The 22,482-nt window shown below is 68.0% G+C and carries 24 protein-coding genes and 1 tRNA gene; 8 read left to right on the top strand and 17 right to left on the bottom strand.

Annotated features, from left to right (window positions below):
- Positions 1 to 4: 4 nt before the first annotated feature.
- Positions 5 to 808: an RNA methyltransferase gene (locus tag MRBLWH13_RS06085; RefSeq protein ID WP_341957381.1), complete on the bottom strand. Its 804-nt coding sequence runs from the start codon at positions 806 to 808 to the stop codon at positions 5 to 7.
- Positions 809 to 903: 95 nt separating this feature from the next.
- Here MRBLWH13_RS06085 and MRBLWH13_RS06080 point away from each other — a divergent pair, with 95 nt between their 5' ends.
- Both MRBLWH13_RS06080 and MRBLWH13_RS06075 read left to right on the top strand, forming a co-directional pair.
- Positions 904 to 1,743, top strand: coding sequence for a Sir2 family NAD-dependent protein deacetylase (locus MRBLWH13_RS06080; protein ID WP_341957380.1), 840 nt, complete (start codon positions 904 to 906; stop codon positions 1,741 to 1,743).
- Complete coding sequence (locus MRBLWH13_RS06075) at positions 1,740 to 2,327, top strand: histidine phosphatase family protein (RefSeq protein ID WP_341957379.1); 588 nt, start codon at positions 1,740 to 1,742, stop codon at positions 2,325 to 2,327. Before MRBLWH13_RS06080 ends, MRBLWH13_RS06075 begins: the two co-directional genes overlap by 4 nt.
- A 38-nt stretch (positions 2,328 to 2,365) precedes the next feature.
- Here the strand turns inward: MRBLWH13_RS06075 and MRBLWH13_RS06070 are convergent, their stop codons facing one another.
- From MRBLWH13_RS06070 to MRBLWH13_RS06050, 5 genes are read right to left on the bottom strand one after another with little or no spacing between them, the layout of a single operon-like run.
- The gene (locus MRBLWH13_RS06070) at positions 2,366 to 3,172 is read right to left on the bottom strand and encodes a CoA ester lyase (protein WP_341957378.1); all 807 of its coding nucleotides are present in this window, start codon (positions 3,170 to 3,172) and stop codon (positions 2,366 to 2,368) included.
- On the bottom strand, positions 3,169 to 3,657 hold the full coding sequence (locus MRBLWH13_RS06065) for a MaoC family dehydratase (protein WP_341957377.1): 489 nt from the start codon (positions 3,655 to 3,657) through the stop codon (positions 3,169 to 3,171). Before MRBLWH13_RS06065 ends, MRBLWH13_RS06070 begins: the two co-directional genes overlap by 4 nt.
- Positions 3,658 to 3,666: 9 nt before the next feature.
- Positions 3,667 to 4,818, bottom strand: coding sequence for an acyl-CoA dehydrogenase family protein (locus MRBLWH13_RS06060; protein ID WP_341957376.1), 1,152 nt, complete (start codon positions 4,816 to 4,818; stop codon positions 3,667 to 3,669).
- A complete protein-coding gene (locus MRBLWH13_RS06055; RefSeq protein WP_341957375.1) occupies positions 4,815 to 6,737 on the bottom strand; it encodes a biotin carboxylase N-terminal domain-containing protein in 1,923 nt (640 codons plus the stop codon). The genes MRBLWH13_RS06060 and MRBLWH13_RS06055 overlap by 4 nt, the downstream gene beginning before the upstream one ends.
- A 5-nt stretch (positions 6,738 to 6,742) precedes the next feature.
- On the bottom strand, positions 6,743 to 8,296 hold the full coding sequence (locus MRBLWH13_RS06050) for a carboxyl transferase domain-containing protein (protein WP_341957374.1): 1,554 nt from the start codon (positions 8,294 to 8,296) through the stop codon (positions 6,743 to 6,745).
- A gap of 113 nt (positions 8,297 to 8,409) precedes the next feature.
- Between MRBLWH13_RS06050 and MRBLWH13_RS06045 the strand changes: the two genes are divergently transcribed.
- The gene (locus MRBLWH13_RS06045; protein WP_056509836.1) at positions 8,410 to 9,003 is read left to right on the top strand and encodes a TetR/AcrR family transcriptional regulator; all 594 of its coding nucleotides are present in this window, start codon (positions 8,410 to 8,412) and stop codon (positions 9,001 to 9,003) included.
- On the opposite strand, the gene MRBLWH13_RS06040 is transcribed toward MRBLWH13_RS06045, so the two are convergent.
- From MRBLWH13_RS06040 to pdhA, 3 genes are read right to left on the bottom strand one after another with little or no spacing between them, the layout of a single operon-like run.
- A complete protein-coding gene (locus MRBLWH13_RS06040; RefSeq protein ID WP_341957373.1) occupies positions 8,996 to 10,348 on the bottom strand; it encodes a dihydrolipoamide acetyltransferase family protein in 1,353 nt (450 codons plus the stop codon). The genes MRBLWH13_RS06045 and MRBLWH13_RS06040 overlap by 8 nt on opposite strands.
- On the bottom strand, positions 10,345 to 11,355 hold the full coding sequence (locus MRBLWH13_RS06035) for an alpha-ketoacid dehydrogenase subunit beta (protein WP_341957372.1): 1,011 nt from the start codon (positions 11,353 to 11,355) through the stop codon (positions 10,345 to 10,347). The genes MRBLWH13_RS06040 and MRBLWH13_RS06035 overlap by 4 nt, the downstream gene beginning before the upstream one ends.
- A gap of 2 nt (positions 11,356 to 11,357) precedes the next feature.
- Positions 11,358 to 12,473, bottom strand: coding sequence for a pyruvate dehydrogenase (acetyl-transferring) E1 component subunit alpha (pdhA, locus tag MRBLWH13_RS06030; RefSeq protein ID WP_341958229.1), 1,116 nt, complete (start codon positions 12,471 to 12,473; stop codon positions 11,358 to 11,360).
- A 168-nt stretch (positions 12,474 to 12,641) separates the two neighbouring features.
- Between pdhA and MRBLWH13_RS06025 the strand changes: the two genes are divergently transcribed.
- The gene (locus MRBLWH13_RS06025) at positions 12,642 to 13,115 is read left to right on the top strand and encodes an Lrp/AsnC family transcriptional regulator (protein ID WP_056307813.1); all 474 of its coding nucleotides are present in this window, start codon (positions 12,642 to 12,644) and stop codon (positions 13,113 to 13,115) included.
- On the opposite strand, the gene MRBLWH13_RS06020 is transcribed toward MRBLWH13_RS06025, so the two are convergent.
- The gene (locus MRBLWH13_RS06020; protein WP_341957371.1) at positions 13,087 to 13,986 is read right to left on the bottom strand and encodes an alpha/beta hydrolase; all 900 of its coding nucleotides are present in this window, start codon (positions 13,984 to 13,986) and stop codon (positions 13,087 to 13,089) included. The genes MRBLWH13_RS06025 and MRBLWH13_RS06020 overlap by 29 nt on opposite strands.
- A gap of 80 nt (positions 13,987 to 14,066) precedes the next feature.
- Between MRBLWH13_RS06020 and MRBLWH13_RS06015 the strand changes: the two genes are divergently transcribed.
- From MRBLWH13_RS06015 to MRBLWH13_RS06005, 3 genes are all read left to right on the top strand, one after another.
- Complete coding sequence (locus MRBLWH13_RS06015; RefSeq protein ID WP_341957370.1) at positions 14,067 to 14,819, top strand: exonuclease domain-containing protein; 753 nt, start codon at positions 14,067 to 14,069, stop codon at positions 14,817 to 14,819.
- Positions 14,800 to 15,741: an AraC family transcriptional regulator gene (locus tag MRBLWH13_RS06010; RefSeq protein WP_341957369.1), complete on the top strand. Its 942-nt coding sequence runs from the start codon at positions 14,800 to 14,802 to the stop codon at positions 15,739 to 15,741. Before MRBLWH13_RS06015 ends, MRBLWH13_RS06010 begins: the two co-directional genes overlap by 20 nt.
- Positions 15,742 to 15,827: 86 nt before the next feature.
- Positions 15,828 to 16,160 (top strand): hypothetical protein, encoded by a 333-nt coding sequence (locus MRBLWH13_RS06005; RefSeq protein WP_341957368.1) that lies wholly within the window; start codon positions 15,828 to 15,830, stop codon positions 16,158 to 16,160.
- A 54-nt stretch (positions 16,161 to 16,214) separates the two neighbouring features.
- Here the strand turns inward: MRBLWH13_RS06005 and MRBLWH13_RS06000 are convergent.
- A tRNA-Ile gene (locus tag MRBLWH13_RS06000) sits at positions 16,215 to 16,288 on the bottom strand.
- 29 nt (positions 16,289 to 16,317) lie between these two features.
- Positions 16,318 to 16,854 (bottom strand): gamma carbonic anhydrase family protein, encoded by a 537-nt coding sequence (locus MRBLWH13_RS05995; protein ID WP_341957367.1) that lies wholly within the window; start codon positions 16,852 to 16,854, stop codon positions 16,318 to 16,320.
- A gap of 141 nt (positions 16,855 to 16,995) precedes the next feature.
- On the opposite strand from MRBLWH13_RS05995, the gene MRBLWH13_RS05990 reads away from it, so the two are divergent.
- The gene (locus MRBLWH13_RS05990; protein ID WP_341957366.1) at positions 16,996 to 17,481 is read left to right on the top strand and encodes a DNA starvation/stationary phase protection protein; all 486 of its coding nucleotides are present in this window, start codon (positions 16,996 to 16,998) and stop codon (positions 17,479 to 17,481) included.
- A gap of 62 nt (positions 17,482 to 17,543) precedes the next feature.
- On the opposite strand, the gene MRBLWH13_RS05985 is transcribed toward MRBLWH13_RS05990, so the two are convergent.
- Genes MRBLWH13_RS05985 through MRBLWH13_RS05965 form a run of 5 tightly spaced genes read right to left on the bottom strand, consistent with a single transcriptional unit; the run spans position 17,544 to position 22,409 of the window.
- The gene (locus tag MRBLWH13_RS05985) at positions 17,544 to 19,001 is read right to left on the bottom strand and encodes an amidohydrolase family protein (protein ID WP_341958228.1); all 1,458 of its coding nucleotides are present in this window, start codon (positions 18,999 to 19,001) and stop codon (positions 17,544 to 17,546) included.
- 35 nt (positions 19,002 to 19,036) lie between these two features.
- On the bottom strand, positions 19,037 to 19,678 hold the full coding sequence (locus tag MRBLWH13_RS05980; protein ID WP_341957365.1) for an FMN-binding negative transcriptional regulator: 642 nt from the start codon (positions 19,676 to 19,678) through the stop codon (positions 19,037 to 19,039).
- Positions 19,679 to 19,701: 23 nt separating this feature from the next.
- A complete protein-coding gene (locus MRBLWH13_RS05975) occupies positions 19,702 to 20,700 on the bottom strand; it encodes a DNA-formamidopyrimidine glycosylase family protein (protein WP_341957364.1) in 999 nt (332 codons plus the stop codon).
- A 1-nt stretch (position 20,701) separates the two neighbouring features.
- Positions 20,702 to 21,187 (bottom strand): ribose-5-phosphate isomerase, encoded by a 486-nt coding sequence (locus MRBLWH13_RS05970; protein WP_341957363.1) that lies wholly within the window; start codon positions 21,185 to 21,187, stop codon positions 20,702 to 20,704.
- Between the two features lie 37 nt (positions 21,188 to 21,224).
- Positions 21,225 to 22,409, bottom strand: a complete 1,185-nt coding sequence (locus MRBLWH13_RS05965; RefSeq protein ID WP_341957362.1) for a ferrochelatase — start codon at positions 22,407 to 22,409, stop codon at positions 21,225 to 21,227.
- Positions 22,410 to 22,482: the final 73 nt, after the last annotated feature.

Raw genomic sequence — 22,482 nt, 5'->3', positions numbered from 1 at the left:
AGGGTCAGCGCGAGGTGAGCGCCCACAGCGCCACCGCCGCGGCCGACGCGACGTTCAACGAATCCACGCCGCCGGACATGGGGATGGTCACGACCGTGTCAGCGATCTCGAGGGCAGTGCGGGAGAGCCCGTCGCCTTCCGCTCCCATCACGACCGCGACGCGTTCCGGGCGGTCGGCGACATAGGCGTCGAGCGTCACGGCATCATCGCGCAGAGCGAGAGCTGCGACGTCGAAACCCTCCGCATGAAGGTCCGCGACCGCCGACTCCCAGTCCGTGATGCGGGTCCACGGCACCTGGAACACCGTCCCCATGCTGACGCGCACGCTGCGCCGGTACAGCGGGTCCGCTCCCCCGGGCGACACCAGCACCGCATCCGCGCCCAGCCCGGCCGCCGCCCGGAAGGCTGCGCCGACGTTGGTGTGGTCTCCGACGTTCTCGAGGATCAGCACCAGGGTCGCGCCGTCGATCACCTCACGCACGGTCGGCAGCTCCGGGCGATGCATCGAGGCGATCGTGCCGCGATGCACGGCAAAACCGGTGACCGCTTCGGCCACCTCGTCGGGGACCACGTACACCGGCACATCGAGATCGCCGACGATCGCTCTGATGTCGTCCACTCGACGCTCTTGAACGAGGACGGAGCGCGGACGATGACCTGCGGCGACGGCGCGGGCGATCACCTTGGTCGACTCAGCGATGTACAGCCCGCCGGCGGGGTCGCTCACAGCGCGGAGCGCCGTGTCTGTGAGCGCGCGGTAGTCGTCGAGTCGTCGATCGTCCGGATTCGTCACGCGCACAAGTTCCACGCGCCCCAGTCTGCCATCGCCCGCTCCGCCCTCCTCGCGATCGGCGGCGAAGCCTCGGTCATCCGTCACGCCGTAGACTCGCAGGAGGAGGTCCTGTGAGCGCATCGAGTCCGGTCGAGCTGTCGGCCACCATCGCTCGCACCGCCGAACTCCTTCGAGGACGGAAGATCGCACTGCTCACCGGAGCGGGCATCTCGACGGATTCCGGGATCCCCGCCTATCGCGGCGAGGGCTCTCGCAACCGGTCCGACCCGATGACCATCCAGCGGTATCTGGCGGACGAAGCCGCTCGGCGTCGCTACTGGGTCGGTGGGCACCTCGGATGGCGCGCCTTCGCCAGAGCGGAACCGAATCCCGGGCATCTCTCGCTCGCGGCGATGGAGTCGTCCGGCCAGGTCAGCGGCGTCATCACGCAGAACGTCGACGGCCTGCATCTGCGCGCAGGCAGCTCGCACGTCATCGAGGTGCACGGCACGATGCGCAGGGTGCTGTGCCTCAAGTGCGGCCAGGTGTTCGACCGCCGCGACATCGCGGTGCAGATCGAAGAGCGCAATCCCTGGATCACCGTTCCCGAGAACGTCGCGTTGGCCCCCGACGGCGACGTGCTGCCCGAGAGCACTGACGGCTTCATCGTCCCGGTCTGCACGGTGTGCGCGGGGATGTTGAAGCCTGATGTGGTGTTCTTCGGCGAGTACGTCCCCCAGGATCGCTTCAAGGCCGCGGAATCGCTGCTCCGTGCGAGTGACGCGATGATCGTCGCCGGATCCTCGCTGGTCGTGAACTCCGGGGTCCGGCTCGTCGAACGCGCGCGCCGCCGCAGCATCCCCCTCATCATCATCAATCGCGAGCCGACGCGCGCGGATGTCTGGGCCGATGTCACCATCGCCGCGGGCACCAGCGACGTGCTCCCCGCCATCCAGGAGCTTCTCGAATGACCCTGCTCACCCTCGTCCGCCATGGCCAGACCGACTGGAACCTCGCTCGCCGGATCCAGGGCTCGACCGACATCCCGCTGAACGAGACGGGCCGCGCCGATGCGCGGACAGCCGCAGAGCGTCTCGAGGGGACCACGCATCATGCGATCTACAGCAGTCCACTTCTGCGCGCGCGTGAGACCGCCGAGATCATCGCGGCGCAGCTCGGCCTCAGCGCACCCGTGCTGGTGCCGGACATCCGGGAACGCGAGTTCGGCGAAGGAGAGGGGATGCTCGTCTCCGAGTACATGAGGACTTACGGCGACTGGCTGGCACCGGTACCCGGAGCGGAGACGCTCGATGAGGTGGCCGCGCGGGCGATGGGTGCTCTGGACGCGATCGCCCGTGATTCTCGTCGGCGCTCGACGCCCGTCGCCGAATCCGTGATCGTCGTCGCCCATGGCGGCGTGATCCGCTCGCTCATCTCGCACGTGTCCGGTGGCACTCTTCCCCGTGACGGTGAACCGATCGTCAACGGATCCGCCTACCGCTTCGAGGCGGCGCCGGGGATGCTGCGACTGCTGGATCAGTCCGTCCTCATCTGACTGGCTGGCCGAGGGGCCGCGCGTCGCCCCGAGCCGCCTCAGCGCGCTCGGGAGAGCAGCGAACGAGCATGCCGAAGGACCGGTTCATCGATCATCCGTCCGTGGAAGCGGAAGACGCCGCGCTCGGACTCGGCCGCGTCGAGCACGGCCCGCGCCCACTCGAGAGCATCCGCTGCGGGTGCGTAGGCGTCTCGGATCGCCGCGATCTGACTCGGGTGGATGCAGGCGGTCGCCGCGAATCCCGATGCCGCTGCATCCTCGGCCTCAGCGCGCTGCCCGGCGATGTCGTCGATGTCGATGTGCACCGCATCGATCGCACCCTTGCCGTGGGCGCCGGCTTCCAGAAGCACCCGAGATCGCGCATAGCGGGCGACATCGCGATAGCCGCCGGTCGGACGACGGCTCGACGTGCCCCCGAGGGACGCCACCAGATCTTCCGCTCCCCACATCACCGCGACGATCTGCGGATGCGCCGCGATCCGATCGGCGGCGTGCACGCCCCGCGCCGTCTCGCACAGCGCGATCAGAGAGAACCTCTCATCGAAGGCACTGAGGCTGTCGGCATTCTCGGTCTTGGCGACCATGACGGTGCGGAAGTCCGTCTGTGAGAGCGTCGACAGATCTGACGCGAACGCCTCTGACCCCGGCGGGTTGACCCGAACGATCACCCGGTCGGGATCGAGGTCGGCATCGATGAGATTACCCCGGGCAGTTGCCTTCGCATCCGGGAGCACCGCGTCCTCGAGATCGAGGATGACGGCATCCGCCTTCTCCAGCGCCCCGCGGAATCGCTCGGGGCGATCAGCCGGACAGAACAGCAATGCCGGGCCGAGTTCGAAGGTCATCGAGCTCCCCCTTCGGGCAGGCACCGCACGAGCACCGAACGCGTGGCCGTGGAGACGACCGTTCCGCTCTGGTTGCGTCCGGTGTGCGCGATGGTGACGATCCCCTGTCCGGGGCGCGAGGCCGAGAGGCGCTTCTCGGTGATCACGCTCTCGGTGTAGAGGGTGTCGCCTGCGAACAGCGGGTGCGGGAATGCGACGTCGCCGAAGCCGAGCTGCGCGACGAGCGTCCCCTGTGTGAGCTGGGCTACCGATGCGCCGACCATCGTCGACAGCGTCCACATCGAGTTGATCAGGCGAGCGCCGAAGGGCTCCTGCGCGTCCGCGAACGCCGCATCGAGATGAAGCGCCTGCGTGTTCATGGTGAGCGTCGTGAAGAGCACGTTGTCGGCCTCAGTGGCGGTACGCCCCGGTCGATGGAGATACCGGGCATCCAGATCGAACTCTTCGAAGAAGAGCCCCCGCTGGACGATGTCGTGTGCGCTCATGCTGCCACGCTACCCGGCGAGTCCGAGCGCCCGCGCGATCACCAGGAGCTGGACCTCGGTGGTGCCCTCACCGATCTCGAGGATCTTGGAGTCGCGGTAGTGACGTGCGACCGGAAACTCATTCATGAACCCGTTTCCGCCGAAGATCTGCGTCGCATCCCTGGCGTTGTCCATGGCGGCCTCGCCCGCGACGAGCTTGGCGATCGCCGCCTGCTCGGCGAACGGCCGTCCTCCGTCTCGCAACCGCGCCGCGTGATGCCAGGCGAGCCGGGCCGTGTGCACCCGGGCACGCATCCGGGCCAGGGTGAACTGCGCATTCTGACGGGTGCTCAGCGCACTTCCGAAGATCGTGCGGCTCTTCGCATAGTCGACGGCTGCCTCGAGGCATCCTTCTGCCGCGCCGGTCGAGAGCGCCGCGATCGCGATACGCCCCTCGTCCAGGATGCTCAGGAAGTTGCGGAAGCCGCTCCCCCGCTCGCCGAGGAGGTTCCCCGCCGGTACGCGCGCACCGTCGAAGGTCAGCGGATGCGTGTCGGAGGCGTTCCATCCCACCTTGTCGTACGGCGCTTCCACCGTGAAGCCCTGGGTGCCGTTCGGGACGATGATCGTGGAGATCTCCTTGCGTCCGTTCTCGTTCCCTGTCACGGCGGTGACTGTGACGAATCGGGTGATCGGCGTCCCGGAGTTGGTGATGAACTGCTTCGACCCGTCGATCACCCACTCGTCACCGTCGAGGCGGGCCGTGGTGCGAGTCGCCCCCGCATCGCTGCCGGCCTCGGGCTCGGTCAGACCGAATCCTGCGAGAGCGCGACCGGCGAGCAGATCAGGAAGCAGCTCCTGTTTCTGCTCCTCGGTTCCGAATCGGAACACCGGCATCGCCCCGAGACTCACTCCCGCCTCGAGAGTGATCGCGATCGACTGATCGACGCGACCGAGAGCCTCGATCGCGACGCCCAGGGCCATGTAGTCGCCGCCCTGTCCGCCGTACTCTTCGGGGAACGGCAACCCGAACAGCCCGAGGTCGCCCATCTGCCCGACCACGTCCATCGAGAGCGTGTGGGTGCGATCGGCCTCATACGACTGCGGCGCGACGACGCTGTCGGCGAAGTCGCGCACCATCGCGGCGAGCTCGCGCTCCTCGTCGGTCAGATCTTCCCTCATCGGTTCTCCTCCGTCATCACTCGGGCGACCGGCTGGTCGCGCCGCACCTGATCGCCCACGGCGACCAGCAGGCGCACGACCCCGTCATGCGGGGCGCGCACCGGGTGCTCCATCTTCATCGCCTCGATCGAGACGATCGGCGTGCCCGCCGTCACCGAGTCACCGTCGACCACGTGCACGGCGACGACGCTCCCCGGCATCGGCGCACGGGCATCTGGGCCGGTCGACTCGTCGCGTTCATCACGTGCCTGCAGGCGTCGCTGCATGCGCTGGCGGCGGTCGATCGGCCGGAGTCGTGCGGTGCGCCCGTCCTCGCTCACCCAGACCGCGCCGTCGCCGTCGATGGCGACGGCGACCTCCTGACGGTGGCCGTCGGGCGCTTCGGATGCGAAGAGGACCTCGTCCTGATCGGTGAGGAACGCGGTTTCGCGCGTCGCGACACCGCTGCGCGCAGCCCATACGGCGCCGGCACGGTGGGAGGTTCTGTCGTCTGAACCTGAGACGCCGTCGCGCAGCACACAGCCCCTCGCAGCGGCCAGCATCGACATCGTCGGCTGCGCGATCAGCAGCGGCAGCAGAGTGTCGATCAGCCCCGTGTCGAGATCCCCGGCCATCACCCGCGAGTCGCGGCACAGCGTGCGCAGGAAGTCGATGTTCGTGTCCACACCGAGGACGACCGTGCGCGCCAGCGCCTCATCCAGACGGCGAAGGGCTGTCTCCCTGTCGGAGGCGACGGCGATCACCTTCGCGATCATCGGGTCGTAGAAGCCCGTGACCTCGGAGCCCGTCTCCACCGCGGCATCCACCCGCACGCCCTGAGGCGGATCGAACAGCAGCACCCGGCCGGTGGACGGCAGGAATCCGCGCTCCGGCGACTCGGCGTAGACACGCGCCTCGACCGCGTGCCCCCGCACGGGAGGAGCCTGGTCGAGCCGCCCTCCTTCGGCGACCCGGAGCTGGAGCGCCACGAGGTCGAGACCGGTCACCTCCTCGGTGACGGGGTGCTCGACCTGCAGACGCGTGTTCATCTCGATGAAGAACACCTGATCCGGTGCATCCGCGTCGATGAGGAACTCCACCGTGCCGGCCCCCACGTACGACACGCTCTCCGCCGCCTGGATCGCCGCGGTCAGAAGTCGAGCCCTGGTCTCATCCGGGATGCCCGCCGACGGCGCCTCCTCGATGACCTTCTGATGACGACGCTGGAGAGTGCACTCGCGCTCGCCGAGCGCGATGACCGTCCCGTGGACGTCTCCGAAGACCTGGACCTCGATGTGACGAGGGCGCCGGATGAGTCGCTCGAGGATCAGCGCGTCGTCGCCGAACGCCGACGCTGCGACCCGCCTCGCCGAAGCCAGCGCCGACCCGAGCCCTGCCTCATCGGCGACGATCTCCATTCCCTTGCCGCCTCCTCCTGCGCTCGGCTTGACCAGCAGCGGGAATCCGACAGCGATCGCCTCTTCGGCGATCTCCGCGTCCGACAGACCGCGGGCATCGAATCCGGGAACGACCGGCACGCCGGAACGCACCACGTGATCGCGCGCTGTCGCCTTGTCGCCCATGATCTGGAGCGCATCGACCGACGGGCCGATGAAGACGATGCCGCTCTCCGCGCACGCTTCGGCGAGCCCGACGCTCTCCGAGAGGAAGCCGTACCCGGGATGGATGGCCTGAGCGCCCGTGGCCCGGGCCGCGCCGACCACCGCATCGATGTCGAGGTAGGACTCCGCTGCGGGAGCGGCGCCGATCCACACGGCGTCGTCGGCCTCCCGCACATGGGGCGCGTCGGCATCGGCGTCGCTGTAGACGGCGATGCTGCGAATGCCGAGTTCTCGGAGCGTCCTGATGATCCGGCGTGCGATCTCGCCTCTGTTCGCGACCAGGACCGCGTCGAACGTGTGAGTGTTCTGGAGCGTCATGGCCATCACATCCGGAAGAGGCCGAAGCGGGGTTCGGGCAGTGGGCTGCGGGCGACCACGTCGAGGGCGAGGCCGAGAAGGTCGCGGGTCTCAGCGGGGTCGATGATGCCGTCGTCCCAGAGGCGCGCTGTCGCGTAATAGGGCTCGCCCTGCGTCTCATACTGCTCGCGGATCGGCGACTCGAAGGAGTCTCGTTCGTCGGCGCTCCACTCCTCCCCCCGAGCGGCGAGCTGGTCGGACTTGACGGTGGAGAGCACGGACGCGGCTTGCGCCCCACCCATCACGGAGATGCGGCTGGCCGGCCACGTCCAGAGGAATCTCGGGGAGTAGGCCCTGCCGCACATCGAGTAGTTGCCCGCGCCGAAGGAGCCGCCGATGATCACGGTGAGCTTGGGCACTCGGGTGCTCGCCACAGCCGTCACCATCTTCGCGCCGTCCTTGGCGATCCCGCCGGCCTCGGCATCCGAGCCGACCATGAATCCCGTGATGTTCTGCAGGAACAGCAGCGGTATGCCGCGCTGGTCGCAGAGCTCGATGAAGTGCGCGCCCTTGAGCGCCGATTCGCTGAAGAGGACGCCGTTGTTCGCGACGATCCCGACCGGGTGGCCGTGGAGCCTGGCGAACCCCGTGACAAGGGTCTTCCCGTACTCCGCCTTGAACTCGCGGAAGGTGTCGGCGTCGATGAGTCGATCGATGACCACGTGCACGTCGTATGCCGCGTTGACGTCGACCGGGACGACGTCGTACAGGGATCCGAGCTCGGCAGGAGGGCGGCTGTCGTGCACCTCCCAGGCGGGCTGATCCGGAGCAGGGAGCGTGGCGACGATGTCCCGCAGGATCTCGAGGGCATGCTCGTCGTCCTCCGCAAGGTGATCGACGACGCCGCTGCGGCGGGCATGGAGCTCGCCGCCCCCGAGCTCCTCTGCGGACACGACCTCGCCGATGGCGGCCTTCACGAGGGGCGGGCCGCCGAGGAAGATCGTGCCCTGGCCGCGGACGATCACCGTCTCGTCGCTCATCGCCGGGACGTACGCTCCACCGGCCGTGCACGAGCCGAGGACGGCTGCGAGCTGCGGGATGCGCTCTGCCGACATCCGCGCCTGGTTGAAGAAGATCCGACCGAAGTGCTCGCGATCGGGGAACACCTCATCCTGCTTGGGGAGGAAGGCCCCACCAGAGTCCACCAGGTACAGGCACGGCAGGCGATTCTCCAGGGCGATCTCCTGCGCACGCAGGTGCTTCTTCACCGTCAGCGGGTAGTAGGTGCCGCCCTTGACCGTCGCATCGTTGCAGACGACCATCACATGCCGTCCGTGCACGAGACCGATGCCGGCGATCACCCCCGCTGCGGGTGCTTCTCCCCCGTACAGGCCATGGGCTGCCAGGGGCGCGACTTCGATGAAGGGGCTCCCCTCGTCGAGAAGACGCGTCACGCGCTCGCGGGGCAGGAGCTTCCCTCGTGCGACGTGCCGCTCACGAGATGCCTCCGGCCCACCCTGCGCGACCACCGTCAGCCGGTGGTGCAGCTCGGCGGCGAGGGACTGCTGGGTTACGGGCATCGTGTTGTCCTCCTCGACCCACGTGGCGCCGGCCACTTCGCTCTGGCGCACTCGATGCGTTCTCGGTTAGTGTTCACTAACCGATCGCATCAGGTTAGCGAGGATTAACTGAGATGACAAGCCCCGTCACCGCGCGAGATCGCGCCAAGGCAGAGCGCTCCGACGCGATCCTTCGCGAGGCCGCGCGACTCTTCGCCGACAGCGGGTACAACGGTGTGAGCCTCGAGGACATCGGAGCAGCCGTGGGTGTGTCCGGCCCCGCCGTGTACCGCCACTTCGCGGGAAAGCAGGCGCTGCTCGGGGCGGTTCTCGTCAAGGTGAGCGACGACCTCGTCGCCGGCGGAACCCGCGTGGCCGCCGAGGGTGCGACGCCTGAAGAGCGGATGCGCGCGCTCGTCGCCTTTCACGTGGACTTCGCGCTCGGTCACGCCGACGTGATCCGCGTGCACGACAGGGACGTCGCGCAACTCGATGCGCGTGATCACGCCGAGGTACGGCGTCTGCAGCGTGCCTACATCGAGCTGTGGATCAGCACGCTGGCCCCCCTCGTCGATGCCGACGCCGACGAGCTGCGTCTGCGAGTGCAGGCGTGCTTCGGCCTCATCAACTCGACCCCGCACAGTACGCGCGCCGCCGCCCGTCAGCGATCCGCCACCGCGACAGTGCTCGCCGCGATGGCGGAGTCGGCGCTGCGCGCCACTACCTGAGCAGCATCGCCCGCCCCGGTTCTTCCAGCACGTCTGCGACGTCTTTGAGGAACCGAGCTCCTTCCGCGCCGTCGACGAGACGGTGGTCGAACGACAGACTGAGCGTCATCATCTCGCGCAGCGCGATCTCTCCCCGGTACTCCCAAGGCTGACGCCTGACCGCGCCGACCGCGAGGATGCCGGACTGCCCGGGCGGCAGGATCGGCGTCCCGGCGTCGATTCCGAACACCCCGATGTTCGAGATCGAGAACGTGCCTCCCGACAGTTCGGCCGGCGAGGTCTTCCCCGACCGCGCGGTCTCGGCAAGGGCTTTCAGCGCGTCTGCGAGGTCGACGAGGGTGAGCGCCTCGGCGTCGCGGATGTTCGGCACGATGAGCCCGCGTTCGGTGGCCGCGGCGATTCCGAGATCGACGTAGTGGTACTGGACGATCTCTCCCGCGGGCTCATCCCACCGAGCATTCAGCCCCGGCGTCCGTGTCAGCGCCAGGCACACGGCCTTCGCGACCACCGCGAGGGGGCCGATCCTGTGCGCCGACAGACCGCGATCCTCCTTGAACGATGCGAGGAGGTCCATCGTCGCGGTGACATCCACAGTGTGGAACACCGTCACATGCGGCGCCGTGAATGCGCTCTCGACCATCGCGGCCGCGGTGTGCTTGCGCACCCCGCGGATCGGGATCCGGGTCTCGCGAACGCCCTCGTGCAGCGCAGCCGCGGTGTCGGGGAGCGGCATGCCGCGCGGTGCCCTCTTCTCTTCGGCACGGATGCCGACACGCGCCGCATGCTCGTCGATGTCGTCGCGCGTGATGACGCGGTCCCCCACCGATGCCGCGACCAGGACGAGATCGATCCCCAGACGCTTCGCGTAGGCCCGGACGGGCGGAGTGGAGCGGGGGCGTTCGACGACCGTCTCCACGCTCACGGTCGGCGATGCGTCGTGCGGCGCAGCTTCGAGCACCGCGGTGTCCGCGACCGGAGTCGCGCCTCCCGTACGCCGAGCCCGCCGAGCCGGGCGTCCGGATGCCGACGGCGCAGCGCCGTACCCGACGAGGTTGGGCTGAGCCTTCTCCTCTCCGCCCGAAGTCACGACGGGCGGCTCCTCCGCTCCCTCGACGTCGAAGGCGATCAGGGGCGAACCGACGGCGACGGTCTCCCCCGCGTCCGCGTGCAGTGTCGAGACGACACCCGCGTACGGCGAGGGCAGCTCGACCACGGCTTTGGCGGTCTCGACCTCGGCGAGCGTCTGATTCAACGAGACGGTGTCGCCCGGAGCGACCAGCCACTGGACGACCTCGGCCTCGGTCAGGCCTTCCCCCAGGTCGGGCAGCCGGAACTCGGCGATCATGCGTCCGCTCCCGTCAGGCTGTTCGGGCGATCGAGCACGCGATCGACCGCGTCGAGCAGACGATCGAGATCCGGCAGGTGATACTTCTCGAGCTTGGCGGGCGGGTACGGCACGTCGTGTCCCGTCACCCGGAGAGGTGCGGATTCGAGGTACTCGAAGCAGAGCTCCGTGATGCTCGCGATGACCTCTGCCGCCACCCCGGCCTCGCGCGACGCCTCGTGAGCGACCACCACGCGTCCCGTCTTGCGGACGGAGGCGGCGACCGTGTCGTAGTCGACGGGCGAGAGGGATCGCAGGTCGATGACCTCTAGCGATATCCCCTCGTCCTCGGCGGCCTCGGCAGCTTGCAGAGCCGTGGAGACCATGGCTCCGTACGTGATCAGGGTGGCATCCGTGCCGGAGCGGACCACGCGCGCGAGGCCCATCGGCGCGGCATCCGCCAGCGGTGCGTCGAGGTCGACGTCGCCCTTGTGGTGATACAGCCGCTTCGGCTCGAAGAAGATCACCGGGTCGTCGGAGGCGATCGCCTGACGCAGGCTGCGATAGGCGTCTTCAGGATTCGACACCGCGATCACGCGGAGACCCGCTGTGTGCACGAAATACACCTCGGGCGACTCGGAGTGATGCTCTGCCGCGCCGATGCCGCCCGCCCACGGGATGCGGATGGTGATCGGCATCTTCACGCGCCCCTGAGTGCGGTAGTGGAGCTTCGCGACCTGCGCGACGATCTGGTCGAAGGCGGGATAGACGAAGCCGTCGAACTGGATCTCCACGACCGGACGGTAGCCGCGGAACGCCAGTCCGACGGCGGTGCCGACGATGCCGGACTCGGCGAGAGGCGTGTCGATGACGCGCGAGGCACCGAACTCGTCGAGCAGCCCATCGGTGATGCGGAAGACGCCTCCGAGCTTTCCGATGTCCTCGCCGAGGAGGACGACCTTCTCGTCGTCGCGCATCGCCTGGCGGAGACCGGCGCCCAGGGCCTTTCCGAGAGTGAGCTCCGTCATGATCACGCCTCGCCTTCGAAGGACGCGAGATATGCGGCGTACTCGCCGCGCTGCCGCTCGAGCCCGGTGTGCGGCTCGGCGTAGACGCCGTCGAACACGGCGAGCGGAGGGCGAGTGACCATGCCGAGGCACTCCGCACGCATCTCCCTGGCGACCACGTCGGCGGCTGCCTGCGTCTCCGCGACCTGCTCATCGCTCAGTTCGCCGATCGCACGCAGGTGCGCTTCGAGTCGAGTGATCGGATCGCGGCGCCGCCACTCATCGAGCTCATCCTGGTTGCGATAGCGAGTCGGGTCGTCGGCCGTCGTGTGCGGCCCCATCCGGTATGTCACGGCCTCGATGTACGCGGGCCCCTTTCCCGAGCGTGCGTGCGCGAGCGCCCAGCGCATCGCGGCCATGCAGGCGAGGACGTCGTTGCCGTCGACCCGGAGACTCGGAATCCCGAAACCGGGAGCTCGGCCGGCGATCGGGTACTGCGACTGCACCGACACGGGCTCCGAGATGGCCCAGTGGTTGTTCTGGCACACGAAGACGACGGGCGCCTGATAGGACGATGCGAAGATCATCGCCTCGTTGACGTCTCCTTGGCTGGTCGCTCCGTCCCCGAAGTACGTGACGGCGACCTCGTCGGCTCCGTCGTGGCGGATGCCGAGCGCGTAGCCCACGGCGTGCAGAGTCTGTGCGCCGATGATGATCTGCAGCGGTGCGACCCGCAGTGCGGCCGGGTCGTGCCCTGCGCCCTCCTCGCCTCGCCACATGCGCACGTAGTCGCCGGGCTTCGCACCGCGCGCGTAGATCACACCGGTCTCCCGGTAGCTCGGAAAGACGTAGTCCCGGGGTGCGAGCGCCCTGGCGGTGCCGATCTGCGTCGCCTCCTGCCCCTGGCACGGCGCCCACAGTCCCAGTTGTCCCTGTCGCTGAAGGGCGACACCCTCGGCATCGATCCGTCGGAGGATGACCATGTCCCTGTGGAGCGCTCGCAGCGATGCCGCGTCGACGTCGGTGATGAACGCGTCGAGCTGGGGGTTCGCGATGCGCGAGCCGTCCGGTGTGAGGATGCGCTCTGCGAGTTCGAGATCCTGTGCGGTGTCGGCGATCGGGGTGATCTGCGGTGACATCATCGTCCTCCTCATCAGTGGCCGTCGTCACGGGTTCTACGCGCGGCCCCGGCTTCTTCGCCGGTTCACTTGAGGGTACGTCCGCTCATCACCTCGCTCAAGCAACCGCAATCGCCTTGAGCATGTTGCCCAATTCGAGCTCGTGCACCCCTGCTATCGTTTGGCACTATGGCTGGACTTGACCGCATCGATCTGGAACTTCTCGCAGCGCTCGCCGATGATCCTCGGGTCACGATCGTCGCGCTGGCCGAGAATCTCGGACTGTCACGCAACACGATCCAGGCTCGTATGGCACGACTGGAGCAGACGGGCGTGTTCATGTCGTACGAGCGCTCGTTCTCCACCGATGTCCTCGGATTCCCGCTGCAGGCGTTCGTCAGTATCGGGGTCCGTCAGACCGAACTGCCCCGCATCATCAACGAGCTCGCACGCATCCCCGAGGTCGTCCAGGCCCACGGGCTCAGCGGCTCCATCGACCTGCTCGCTCGAGTCGCGTGCCGCGATGCACGGCATCTGTTCGACACGGATGCCCGGATCCTGTCGATCGACGGTGTCGAACGCACCGAGACGTCACTGGCCATGGGCGAGGTCATCCCGTTCCGGGTCGCAGGCCTCATCGGCCTCGCGCGGCGGGAATCCTGAGGAAGCGGCGGATGGCGCCTGCCGCCTCGGCGGGCGTCTCGTAGTGGATCAGGTGTCCGACGTGCGCGATCTCGACCAGGATCCCGTCATCGAAGCGCGTCACCAATTCGCGTTCCACTTCGATCGGCGTGATGTCGTCGCGCTGCGCGGCGATCAGCAGCGTGGGCACATCGATCGCCGAGGCGAACTCACTCACATCGTGTGAGACGCTCGCCACGAACGCGTCGCGGAGCACATCACGGTCGGCGAAACGCGAGAAGTAGGTGTCGTGCTGGTCATGGATGAATCGGCGGAGCTCACGATCCGAGGTCTTGGCCATCGTGATGCTCATGACCCGGACGATGAGACGGTTGCGCAGCAGCGCGGTGCCGAGCTTCTCGGGCAGCCGCGCACCCAGGGCGTAGTACATGACCGCGAGACGGGTCATGATGCCCTTCGGCCCCTCGAGCGCCGGCGCACCGATGGGGTTGATCAGGATGAGACGCGGGGTCTCGAGGCCGCCCGCGACTGCGGCGGACGTGACGATCGAGCCGAAGGAGTGTCCGAGGATCACCGCGCCGGGGGCGACGGCAGCCGCGAACTCCGTGAGCCACGCGACGTACTCCGCCAGGTCGTACGCACGGGCCGGCACCGGAGCCGTCTCGCCGAACCCCGGAAGATCGGGAGCGATGACGCGCGCTTCCGGCAGGAAGGCGAGGACTGACTCGAGGCCGTGGTGATCGCCGCGGAAGCCGTGCACGGCGATCACGGTCACCTCGGCATCCGCGGGGCCGTACTCCCAGTAGACCGTCGTGCCCTCGCGCACCTCCACCTCGTGGCGCTCGACCGGGAGGCGTCGAAGGCGATCGGAGTACGGGGAGGGGACGGTCATGGACCAAGTCTATGGGCGGCTCCTCGACACTGTCCGTGTGCCTCCACGCCGATGTCCGTACCCGGATCTACGGTGAATACATGCCCACGGCTCCTCCGCTCCCGCACTGGATCACTCGCGTGGGGGTGTTCGATCTCGAGACGACCGGCATCGATGTCGAGAACGATCGCGTCGTGACGGCGCACGTGGGCGTGCTGAATGCGGACGGCCGTGAGATCGCAGCGCGCGACTGGCTAGCCGATCCCGGGATCCCGATCCCCGAGGGTGCGACCGCGGTGCACGGCGTGACGACGGAGCATGCTCGCCGACTCGGGCGTCCCGCCGGCGAGGTCGTCGCGGAGGTGACGGCGGCGCTCCGTTCCCTGCTCTCGCAGGGTGTACCGGTCGTCGCGTACAACGCCGCGTACGACTTCTCCCTTCTGGCGCATGAGGCCCACAGACACGCGATCACCCCTCTCGAGAATCCGTCCCCGATCATCGATCCCCTCGTCATCGACAAGGCCTATGACCGCTACCGTCCGGGCAAGCGCACGCTCCAGGTCGTCGCGGCGCTCTACGCGGTGCAGCTCGAGGACGCGCATGAGGCCGCCGCCGACGCGGTCGCGGCAGGCCGCGTGGCTCAGGCGCTGGCGCGCCAGTTCGTGTTGCCGGACACGCTGGACGAACTCCATACGCGCCAGATCGGCTGGGCGCGCTCGCAGGCGGCAAGCCTGACGGAGTACTTCATCCGCATCGGTCGGCTCGATCCGGAAGACCGCCTCGACGGCACGTGGCCGGTTCGTGCCCGCCGCACCGCCGAGGGGGTGGACGCGGATGCGATTCCGAACGGCTGATGTCGCGCGCGTCGAGAGCACCTGGAAGCAGTTCGTGCCCTCGGCGGTCCTGCACGATGTTGATCCCCACCGCCTCTACTTCGACTGGAAGTCCGTCGAACTCGGCGAGTTGACTCTGGTCCGATACGATCTCGCGGCCAAGGTCCGCACCACAGCCGAACCCGAGGATCAGTTCATCGCGTGCCGCGTCGAGGGCCCCGATGCTCAGTTGCGCTCCGACCGGTCCGAGCTCGTCGCGAGTCGCCCCTGGCTGTCCGACGGTCCTCGAGTGCACGCGCAGTGGGAGCGTGGGGCCAGGGTCGCCGCGCTCATCTTCGAGCGCGCCTCTCTGCAGAGCCTCGCCCAGCAGATCAGCGGAGACGACACCGTGGCGCTGCACGTGGCCGATCTCGCCCCGCGTTCGGATCGCGCGGCCGACGCGTGGTCTCGCATGTTCGCGTACCTCGAGCAGAGCGCCGAGTGTCTCGACGATGACGATGACGGTGACACCGAGCTGCTCAGGAGCGAGCTTGCTCGGCATGCCGCAGCGACGACGCTCGCGACGTTCTCGACCACTGGTCAGTTGCACAGGCACCGACCGACCCAGACGACCCCCGCACCCGCGACCGTGCGTCGGGCCCTGGACTTCATCGCCGAGAACGCGCATCGCCCGATCACTGTCGACGACATCGCGTCGGCCGTCCACATCTCGACCCGCGGGCTGCAATACGCGTTCCGGCGTGCGCTCGACACGACCCCGGCGGAGTGCCTGAAGCGGGCCCGCCTCGACGGCGCCCACCGTGATCTCCGTTCCGGAGCCCCGAGCACCGTCGCAGCCGTCGCCCGCAAGTGGGGGTTCTCTCATCCGTCCCGCTTCGCGGTCGCATACCGCGAGAGCTTCGGCGTGCTTCCTTCCGTGACGGCGGCGACTCACCGTCGATGACACGACGCGAACAGAGTGTTCGCATCGTTCGCGCGTCGGCTCGATCCTGTCTCCTTCGTTTCTCCGGGCACCGTAGATTCCGAGGTATGGGTTCCCTCTATTACGGCGGCTCAGAGCCGATCCGGATCGAAGATCGAGCGCTCGCCCACCTCAAGGTCGTCGTCGCCACCAAGTTGCGCCGCAACGAGAGCTTCACTCTCACGTGGAAGCACCAGGACGGCGATTCCGACGGACGCTCGACCGTCTGGCTGCATCCGTCGATCCCACTCCGTTTCGTCTTCGACGAGACCGAGGCTCCCGCGCTGAGCCGTCGGTGGATCGAGGATCTGGCGCGCTCGGCGAACTCGAGCGGTGGTATCACGCTCGTCGACGAGCTCCTCGAGCCATCGGAACACCTCGAAGGCTCCACCACCCGCTGACGCTCCACGACCAGGCGCCGGAGTGTGGCGACGCCTCGGTGCACGCACGGAGAGTAGGGCGGGCGGGACTTGAACCCGCGATCGTTGGGTTATGAGCCCACTGCCTTAACCAGCTTGGCCACCGCCCCGTGAGCACCAGCCTACCGGTCGACCTCGGTCAGATCGGCGTCGCCTCGGCGTGACTCTGCAGGTGCCCCAGGTAGATGTCCGCGTTCGCGATCAATCCTGCCCGTTCTTCGTCGCTGAGTGTCCGCCGCACTTTCGCAGGCACCCCAGCCACCAGCGAGCCGTCGGGCACCTCGGTTCCCCCGAGCACGACAGCGCCGCCTGCGATGAGGCATCCCGCACCGACGACCGCACCGCTGAGGATCACGGCTCCCATGCCGACGAGCGATCCGTCTCCGATCGTGCATCCGTGGACCACGGCGTTGTGGCCGATAGAGACCTTCGCGCCGACGACGACCGGGTGACCGGAGTCGACGTGAACAGACACGTTGTCCTGCACGTTGCTCCCGGCTCCGATGACGATGCGGGCCGAATCGCCACGCAGCACCGCGTTGTACCAGACACTCGATCCGGCGGCCAGCGAGACGTCGCCGACGATGCGAGCTCCCTCGGCGACGAAGGCCCCTCCGTCGATCGACGGAGTCTTCCCGGGGAGTGCGAGAACGGAGGCTCCGGCGGCGATGCTCATGAGGCGAGACTACCCTCACCTCCCCCGATTTCCGCGTGATTCCGCGGCACTAAGCCGAGCCTTCGCTTGCTTGCGGAATGTTTTCAAGTGAGTAGCGTTGTCTTCATCAGGTACGAGAAGAGCACTTCAGAGGAGCCGAAGATGAGCAAGGTACAGACCGTTTCCACCACCGCCAGCGACCCGACCGTGGCAGCTGCAGCGGCACAGTTCCTTTCGCCCGTCGTCCTCGGACTTCAGGCCCTCACGGTCAACGGCAAGCAGGCGCACTGGCACGTGCGTGGTGCGAACTTCGTCGGTGTCCACGAGCTGCTCGACACCATCGTCGCCCATGCCGGCGACTTCGCCGACACCGCAGCAGAGCGCATCGTCGCCCTGGGCCTCCCGATCGACGCGCGAATCACCGCCGTGGCAGCGAAGGGCGGCGCGACCTCGGTCCCCGCAGGCTTCACACAGTCCGACGACCTCGTCCGCGCCGTCATCTCAGACATCGATGCGATCCTCGTCGACGTGAAGGCCGCGATCGACGGTCTCGACGAGGTCGACCTCACCAGCCAGGACGTCGCCATCGAGGTGATGCGCGGACTCGAGAAGGACCGTTGGTTCCTCGTCTCGCACATCGCCGCGTAAGCAGCACCTCATGAGAGCGGGCACCGGGTTCTCCCGGTGCCCACTTTCATCTGTGCTCGACGTCAGGCGCCGTGTGTGACGCGACCGGCGACCATCGTCGCGACGATCGGCATACCCCGCAGGTCGCTCCCCGACGAGGTCAATGGGTCGAAACCGCACAGCGCGATGTCAGCGACTTCCCCCGGCCGCAGAGCTGTGCGGACACTCGCCTGGAGTGCCTGCTCCCGTGTCAGCCTCTCTTCGGGATGCCACGGATCACGGTCGTCATCCGTGCGCGTGACGGCGGCGGCGATCGCCTGCCACGGATCGAGGGGCGCGACGGGGGCATCGGAACCGAACCTCAGCTCCACCCCCGCGTCGCACAGGGCCGCCAACGGGTATCCGATGGATGTCTGCCCCGCCCAGTGCTTCCCGACGAGGTCGCGGTCGTCGAGCGCATGCTGCGGCTGGACGCTGGCGATCACACCGAGCCGACTGAACCGGGCGAGATCCGCGTGCCTGACGAGCTGGGCATGTTCGATCGTTCCCACGGCGCCCGACACGGTGAAGGCATCGAGAGCGCCTGTCACCGCACGATCCCCGATCGCGTGGACGGCGACCGAGAGACCGGCACCCGTGGCGACGGTGAGCATCTCGGTGAGTTCTGCAGGCGGCACCGTGAGCGCGCCGAAGTTCTCGGGGTCGCCCGGGTAGGAGTGCGAGCACGCCGCGGTCCGCGTTCCCAGCGATCCGTCGCTGATGATCTTCAGCGGCCCGACGTGCACCAAACCGCGTCCGGCCGTCGGTGCGTCAGACTCCTCGTGAAGTTCTCCGGTCCGCAGACCCGCCGCGATGGCGCGGGTCAGGTCGAACGGGTAGACGGCGAACTCGACGCGATGAGAGGCGAAGCCTGCCGCCACCCGCCGGGGCCAGGCATCGGCATTCCAGCCCATGTCGAAGTCGACCAGGCCGGTGACGCCTCGGGAAGCTGCCCGCTCCCCTGCAGCCCGCACAGCGACGTCGCCACGATCGGGGTCGACCGCGTTGAGCCTGCGCGAGATCTCGAATGCATCCTGCTCGCGCAGCATTCCGTCCGAGCTCGTGAACCCTTCGAGTGAGAGCGCGGCGGAATTGAGCCATGTGCTGTGCACGTCGGCGTTGATCAGATACGTCGGTATCGATCCGGTTGCCGCGTCGAGGAGGGCGAGCGTCGGCACGTCCGCCCACATCGCGTCTCGGAATCCGCTGCCGACCTTGCGGCCGTCCGGCAACGGCGCGGATGCCGACATGATCGCCGCTGCCTCCGCCGCCGACGCCGCTCCGCCCAGAGCGACGCGCTCGGTCGCGAGGGCCCACTGCACGGTGTGCACGTGGTTGTCCCACAGGCCAGGCACCGCCCAGGCTCCGTGCCCGTCGAGCACCTCTCCCCGTGGGGCGATCACGCCGGCGGGAGCGATGTCACTGATGCGGCCGCTCTCTATGAAGATGTCGACCGGTTCGTCGTCGACCAGGAACTCTCGACCGGGGCCGGCGATCCGCACGCCCGTGATCGTCCCGATGCGGGCATCGATACCGCTCACCTGCTTCCTCCTGCACGGGCTGCCTGGGCACGCCTCATCTCAGCGGCGAGTTCGGGCTGTGCGAACGGGCCGTCACCCTCGAGCGCCGCGATCACGGTCTCGACGGTCTCTGCCGGCTTGTTCTGGCTGAGCTTGCGCTTCGCGACCACGCGGGTCGGGGTGAGCCGGAAACCGACCGTCCCCGCAGCGAGTCGTGAGACGAAAGCCGGGTCGTTCGGACGTTCCCACATGCCGCGGGGCTCGGGCATCCGACCCTCGAACCGGTCGACGAGTCGATCGAGCACTGCGAGGTTCTCCTCGTCCGTGAGGATCTCGGGGACTCCGGCCAGATGCACCGCGGTGTAGTTCCAGGTCGGCACGGCCTGGACGTCGCCGTACCAGCCCGGCGAGATATAACCGTGCGGCCCCTGGAAGACGACCAGGAGCTCTCGCTCCCCCATCCCGTGGATCAGGTCGTCCGGCCGGCCGACATGTCCGACGATCGTCAGGTCGTCGCGATCATCGTCGAGCAGAGCCACGTAGTGCGACGACACGAGTCCATCCGGACCGTTGCTCACGATCGTCGTCCATGGGTTCGCATCGATGACCCGCCGGATCTCGGCGACATCCGCGAGCGTGAAGCTGGGGTTCTGACGCATCGTCCCAGCCTATGGCCGACGGCTCACGCCTGGCAGCGCGGACACCAGTACAGCTTGCGCGCACCGATCTCCTCGAGGGCGATCTCCGTGCCGCAGACACGGCACGGGAGACCTGCCCGGTGATAGACCCAATGACGGTCATCGCGGCTCGCCATCGCCGCGCGATACTGATCGGGCGAGAGATCGTCCATGGTCATCATCTGCCCGGTCTCGACTCCGATCGCGAGCAGGTTCACCCAGTCGTGCCACAGCGCGCGCACGACGTCCTCCGGTACATCGCGCCCCGGCGTGTGGGGGTACAGCCGCTGACGGAAGAGCATCTCGGCGCGGTACACGTTGCCGATGCCGCTCACCACGGCCTGGTCCATGAGCAGCAGCGCGATCACGGTCTGCTTCTTGCGCACGGCCTGAACGAAACGCTCCTCATTCTGCGCGGGATCGCCCACGAGGGGATCCGGACCCAGCTTGGCGACACTGGCGAGCATCTCCTCCGGAGTCTGCAGCACGCACGCGGTCGGCCCGCGCAGGTCGGCGGCCGTGATGTCGGTCATCAGGCGCAGCCGCACCTGACCCACGACGGGAGGCGGCCATTCCAGCCCCTCGTCGGCGAGACCTTTCGTCTGCTCGGACATTCGCACGTGCACTCGGGTGCGCCGTGGCGCGCCGATCGATGCGAGAGAGTTCTCACCGGCGTCGTCGAGGATCTCCTCGTCGACGACGGTGCCCCGCTGGTTGGTCTGTCCCATGCGCCCGTTCGCGGACGCGATGGTGGGGTCGACCAGGATCTCCCCGGCGAAGTCCCACGCCCCATACAGCCCGAGATGCACACGCAGCCAGAGGTCGCCCTCCGCCTCGAGGAACATCTGCTTGCCGACGGCCTGGACGCTGAGCGCCTCACGTCCGTCGAGCAGGGCCGCACCTTCGGCGAAGCGTCCCTGAGGGCTCGATGCGCTCATCGCCTTGCCGACGAAGTTGCGCTGGAACTGGCGCGCGATGCGGTGGACCGAATGCCCCTCGGGCATGTCAGGCTCGCGGGTCCGGAAGGAGGGAGCCGTCTCGCTCGAAGTCCGCGATCTGACTGATGCGGCGGACGTGGCGCTCGTCGTGTGAGAACGGCGTCGAGATGAAGGTGTCGATGAACGAGGTGACCTCGTCGAACGTGTGCTGACGCGCCCCGATCGAGATCACGTTGGCATCGTTGTGCTCGCGGGCGAGTTCCGCCGTCGAGGTGTTCCACACCAGAGCGGCTCGGACGCCCTCGACTTTGTTCGCAGCGATCTGCTCGCCATTGCCCGACCCTCCGAAGACGACGCCGAGCGTCTCGATCCCGGACGCCTGATCGGCGACCACAGCCTGCGCCGCGCGGATGCAGAAGGCGGGGTAGTCGTCGACGGCGTCGTATTCCACCGGCCCGTGATCCACGACCTCATGACCGGCGCCGCGCAGGTGGTCCTGCAGCTGGGTGGAGAAGTCGAGACCGGCGTGATCGGTGGCGATATGGATGCGCATGGCAACCATCCTAGAAGTGTCGAGGGTCAGCGGCTGATCACGGGGCGACACCGGACGCAGCAGGCTTGAACCCCGCTCGCACGTTCTCGCAGCAACCGGGGCGGCACACGTCGAAGGCGCCGGGCAGCGCGGTGACGTGCGGTCGCTCCTCGTTCGGCCGGCCCTCGAGACGCTCGACGATCAGATCGACGATGCCGGACACGAACGACGGGGCGACGCCCGGGGTCGGCGTCCGCGTGAACGCGAGCCCCGCCTCTTCCGCAGCCTCGGCGGCCTCGGTGTCGAGGTCCCAGAGAACCTCCATGTGATCGCTCATGAATCCGACGGGAACCACGGCGACGGCCTTGCGGCCACGCTCGGGCAGCTCGCCGATCACGTCGCAGACATCGGGCTCGAGCCACGGCTGCGACGCCGGGCCGGAGCGGGACTGGTACACGAGCTCCCACGCGACGTCCGCGGCTTCGGGGATGCTCGCGCGCACCCGATCCATGACCCAGGCGGCGACGGCGAGATGCTGGGCGGCGTATGCGCCTCCCGCTCCCCAATCGATGTCCCGAGCGCCGGAGCGCTCCGCATCCGCAGTCGGAATGCTGTGAGTGGAGAACAGGATCTGGATCTCGGCGGGAGCGATGCCCTGACCGAGGAAAGCCTCGACCGCCTCGCGAACACCGGTCTCGAACGACTCCACGAAGCCGGGATGGTCGTAGAAGGGACGGATCTTGTCGATCGTCACGGTATCGCCGAGGTTCGTGTCCGCCAGGACGCGCGCGAAGTCCTCCCGGTACTGGCGACAGCTCGAGAACGAGCTGTAGGCGCTGGTGGCGAAGGCGAGGAGCGTCGTCTTGCCGTCGGCCGCGGCTTCCGTCACGACCTCTTCGAGGTAGGGACTCCAGTTGCGATTGCCCCAGTACACCGGCAGGTCGATGCCGCGGCGTGCGAGCTCCCCTTCGAGCGCTTCCTTGAGGATGCGGTTCTGGCCGTTGATCGGACTCACTCCCCCGAAGTGACGGTAGTGGTGCGCGACCTCCTCGAGACGCTCGTCGGGGATTCCCCGACCTCTCGTCACGTTGCGGAGGAAGGGGATCACGTCGTCCTGCCCCTCCGGTCCTCCGAATCCGGCGAGGAGGATGCCGTCATAGGCGACGGGCGTCGTGATGTAAGGCGCACCGGAAGCGGCGGCAGCAGAGGCAAAGAGGACGGTGTTCGGCTCGATCGCGGTCACCTCCCCATTCTTTCACCTTCCGGGAGTGAGACTGGTCGCCGTGCTGGCGTAGGCTGTCATGGTTGCCGTGGGC

This window comes from Microbacterium sp. LWH13-1.2, from assembly GCF_038397735.1.
Classification (GTDB): Bacteria; Actinomycetota; Actinomycetes; order Actinomycetales; family Microbacteriaceae; genus Microbacterium.
This window is presented reverse-complemented; position numbering and strand designations above follow the sequence as displayed.

Excerpts from the sequence above, each read along its gene's own strand:
- MRBLWH13_RS06075 (WP_341957379.1), top strand. The coding sequence starts at position 1,740 with ATGACCCTGCTCACCCTCGTCCGCCATGGCCAGACCGACTGGAACCTC.
- MRBLWH13_RS06070 (WP_341957378.1), bottom strand. The coding sequence starts at position 3,172 with ATGACCTTCGAACTCGGCCCGGCATTGCTGTTCTGTCCGGCTGATCGC.
- MRBLWH13_RS06065 (WP_341957377.1), bottom strand. The coding sequence starts at position 3,657 with ATGAGCGCACACGACATCGTCCAGCGGGGGCTCTTCTTCGAAGAGTTC.
- MRBLWH13_RS06060 (WP_341957376.1), bottom strand. The coding sequence starts at position 4,818 with ATGAGGGAAGATCTGACCGACGAGGAGCGCGAGCTCGCCGCGATGGTG.
- MRBLWH13_RS06055 (WP_341957375.1), bottom strand. The coding sequence starts at position 6,737 with ATGACGCTCCAGAACACTCACACGTTCGACGCGGTCCTGGTCGCGAAC.
- MRBLWH13_RS06050 (WP_341957374.1), bottom strand. The coding sequence starts at position 8,296 with ATGCCCGTAACCCAGCAGTCCCTCGCCGCCGAGCTGCACCACCGGCTG.
- MRBLWH13_RS06045 (WP_056509836.1), top strand. The coding sequence starts at position 8,410 with ATGACAAGCCCCGTCACCGCGCGAGATCGCGCCAAGGCAGAGCGCTCC.
- MRBLWH13_RS06040 (WP_341957373.1), bottom strand. The coding sequence starts at position 10,348 with ATGATCGCCGAGTTCCGGCTGCCCGACCTGGGGGAAGGCCTGACCGAG.
- MRBLWH13_RS06035 (WP_341957372.1), bottom strand. The coding sequence starts at position 11,355 with ATGACGGAGCTCACTCTCGGAAAGGCCCTGGGCGCCGGTCTCCGCCAG.
- pdhA (WP_341958229.1), bottom strand. The coding sequence starts at position 12,473 with ATGTCACCGCAGATCACCCCGATCGCCGACACCGCACAGGATCTCGAA.
- MRBLWH13_RS06025 (WP_056307813.1), top strand. The coding sequence starts at position 12,642 with ATGGCTGGACTTGACCGCATCGATCTGGAACTTCTCGCAGCGCTCGCC.
- MRBLWH13_RS06020 (WP_341957371.1), bottom strand. The coding sequence starts at position 13,986 with ATGACCGTCCCCTCCCCGTACTCCGATCGCCTTCGACGCCTCCCGGTC.
- MRBLWH13_RS06015 (WP_341957370.1), top strand. The coding sequence starts at position 14,067 with ATGCCCACGGCTCCTCCGCTCCCGCACTGGATCACTCGCGTGGGGGTG.
- MRBLWH13_RS06010 (WP_341957369.1), top strand. The coding sequence starts at position 14,800 with ATGCGATTCCGAACGGCTGATGTCGCGCGCGTCGAGAGCACCTGGAAG.
- MRBLWH13_RS06005 (WP_341957368.1), top strand. The coding sequence starts at position 15,828 with ATGGGTTCCCTCTATTACGGCGGCTCAGAGCCGATCCGGATCGAAGAT.
- MRBLWH13_RS05995 (WP_341957367.1), bottom strand. The coding sequence starts at position 16,854 with ATGAGCATCGCCGCCGGAGCCTCCGTTCTCGCACTCCCCGGGAAGACT.
- MRBLWH13_RS05990 (WP_341957366.1), top strand. The coding sequence starts at position 16,996 with ATGAGCAAGGTACAGACCGTTTCCACCACCGCCAGCGACCCGACCGTG.
- MRBLWH13_RS05980 (WP_341957365.1), bottom strand. The coding sequence starts at position 19,678 with ATGCGTCAGAACCCCAGCTTCACGCTCGCGGATGTCGCCGAGATCCGG.
- MRBLWH13_RS05975 (WP_341957364.1), bottom strand. The coding sequence starts at position 20,700 with ATGCCCGAGGGGCATTCGGTCCACCGCATCGCGCGCCAGTTCCAGCGC.
- MRBLWH13_RS05970 (WP_341957363.1), bottom strand. The coding sequence starts at position 21,187 with ATGCGCATCCATATCGCCACCGATCACGCCGGTCTCGACTTCTCCACC.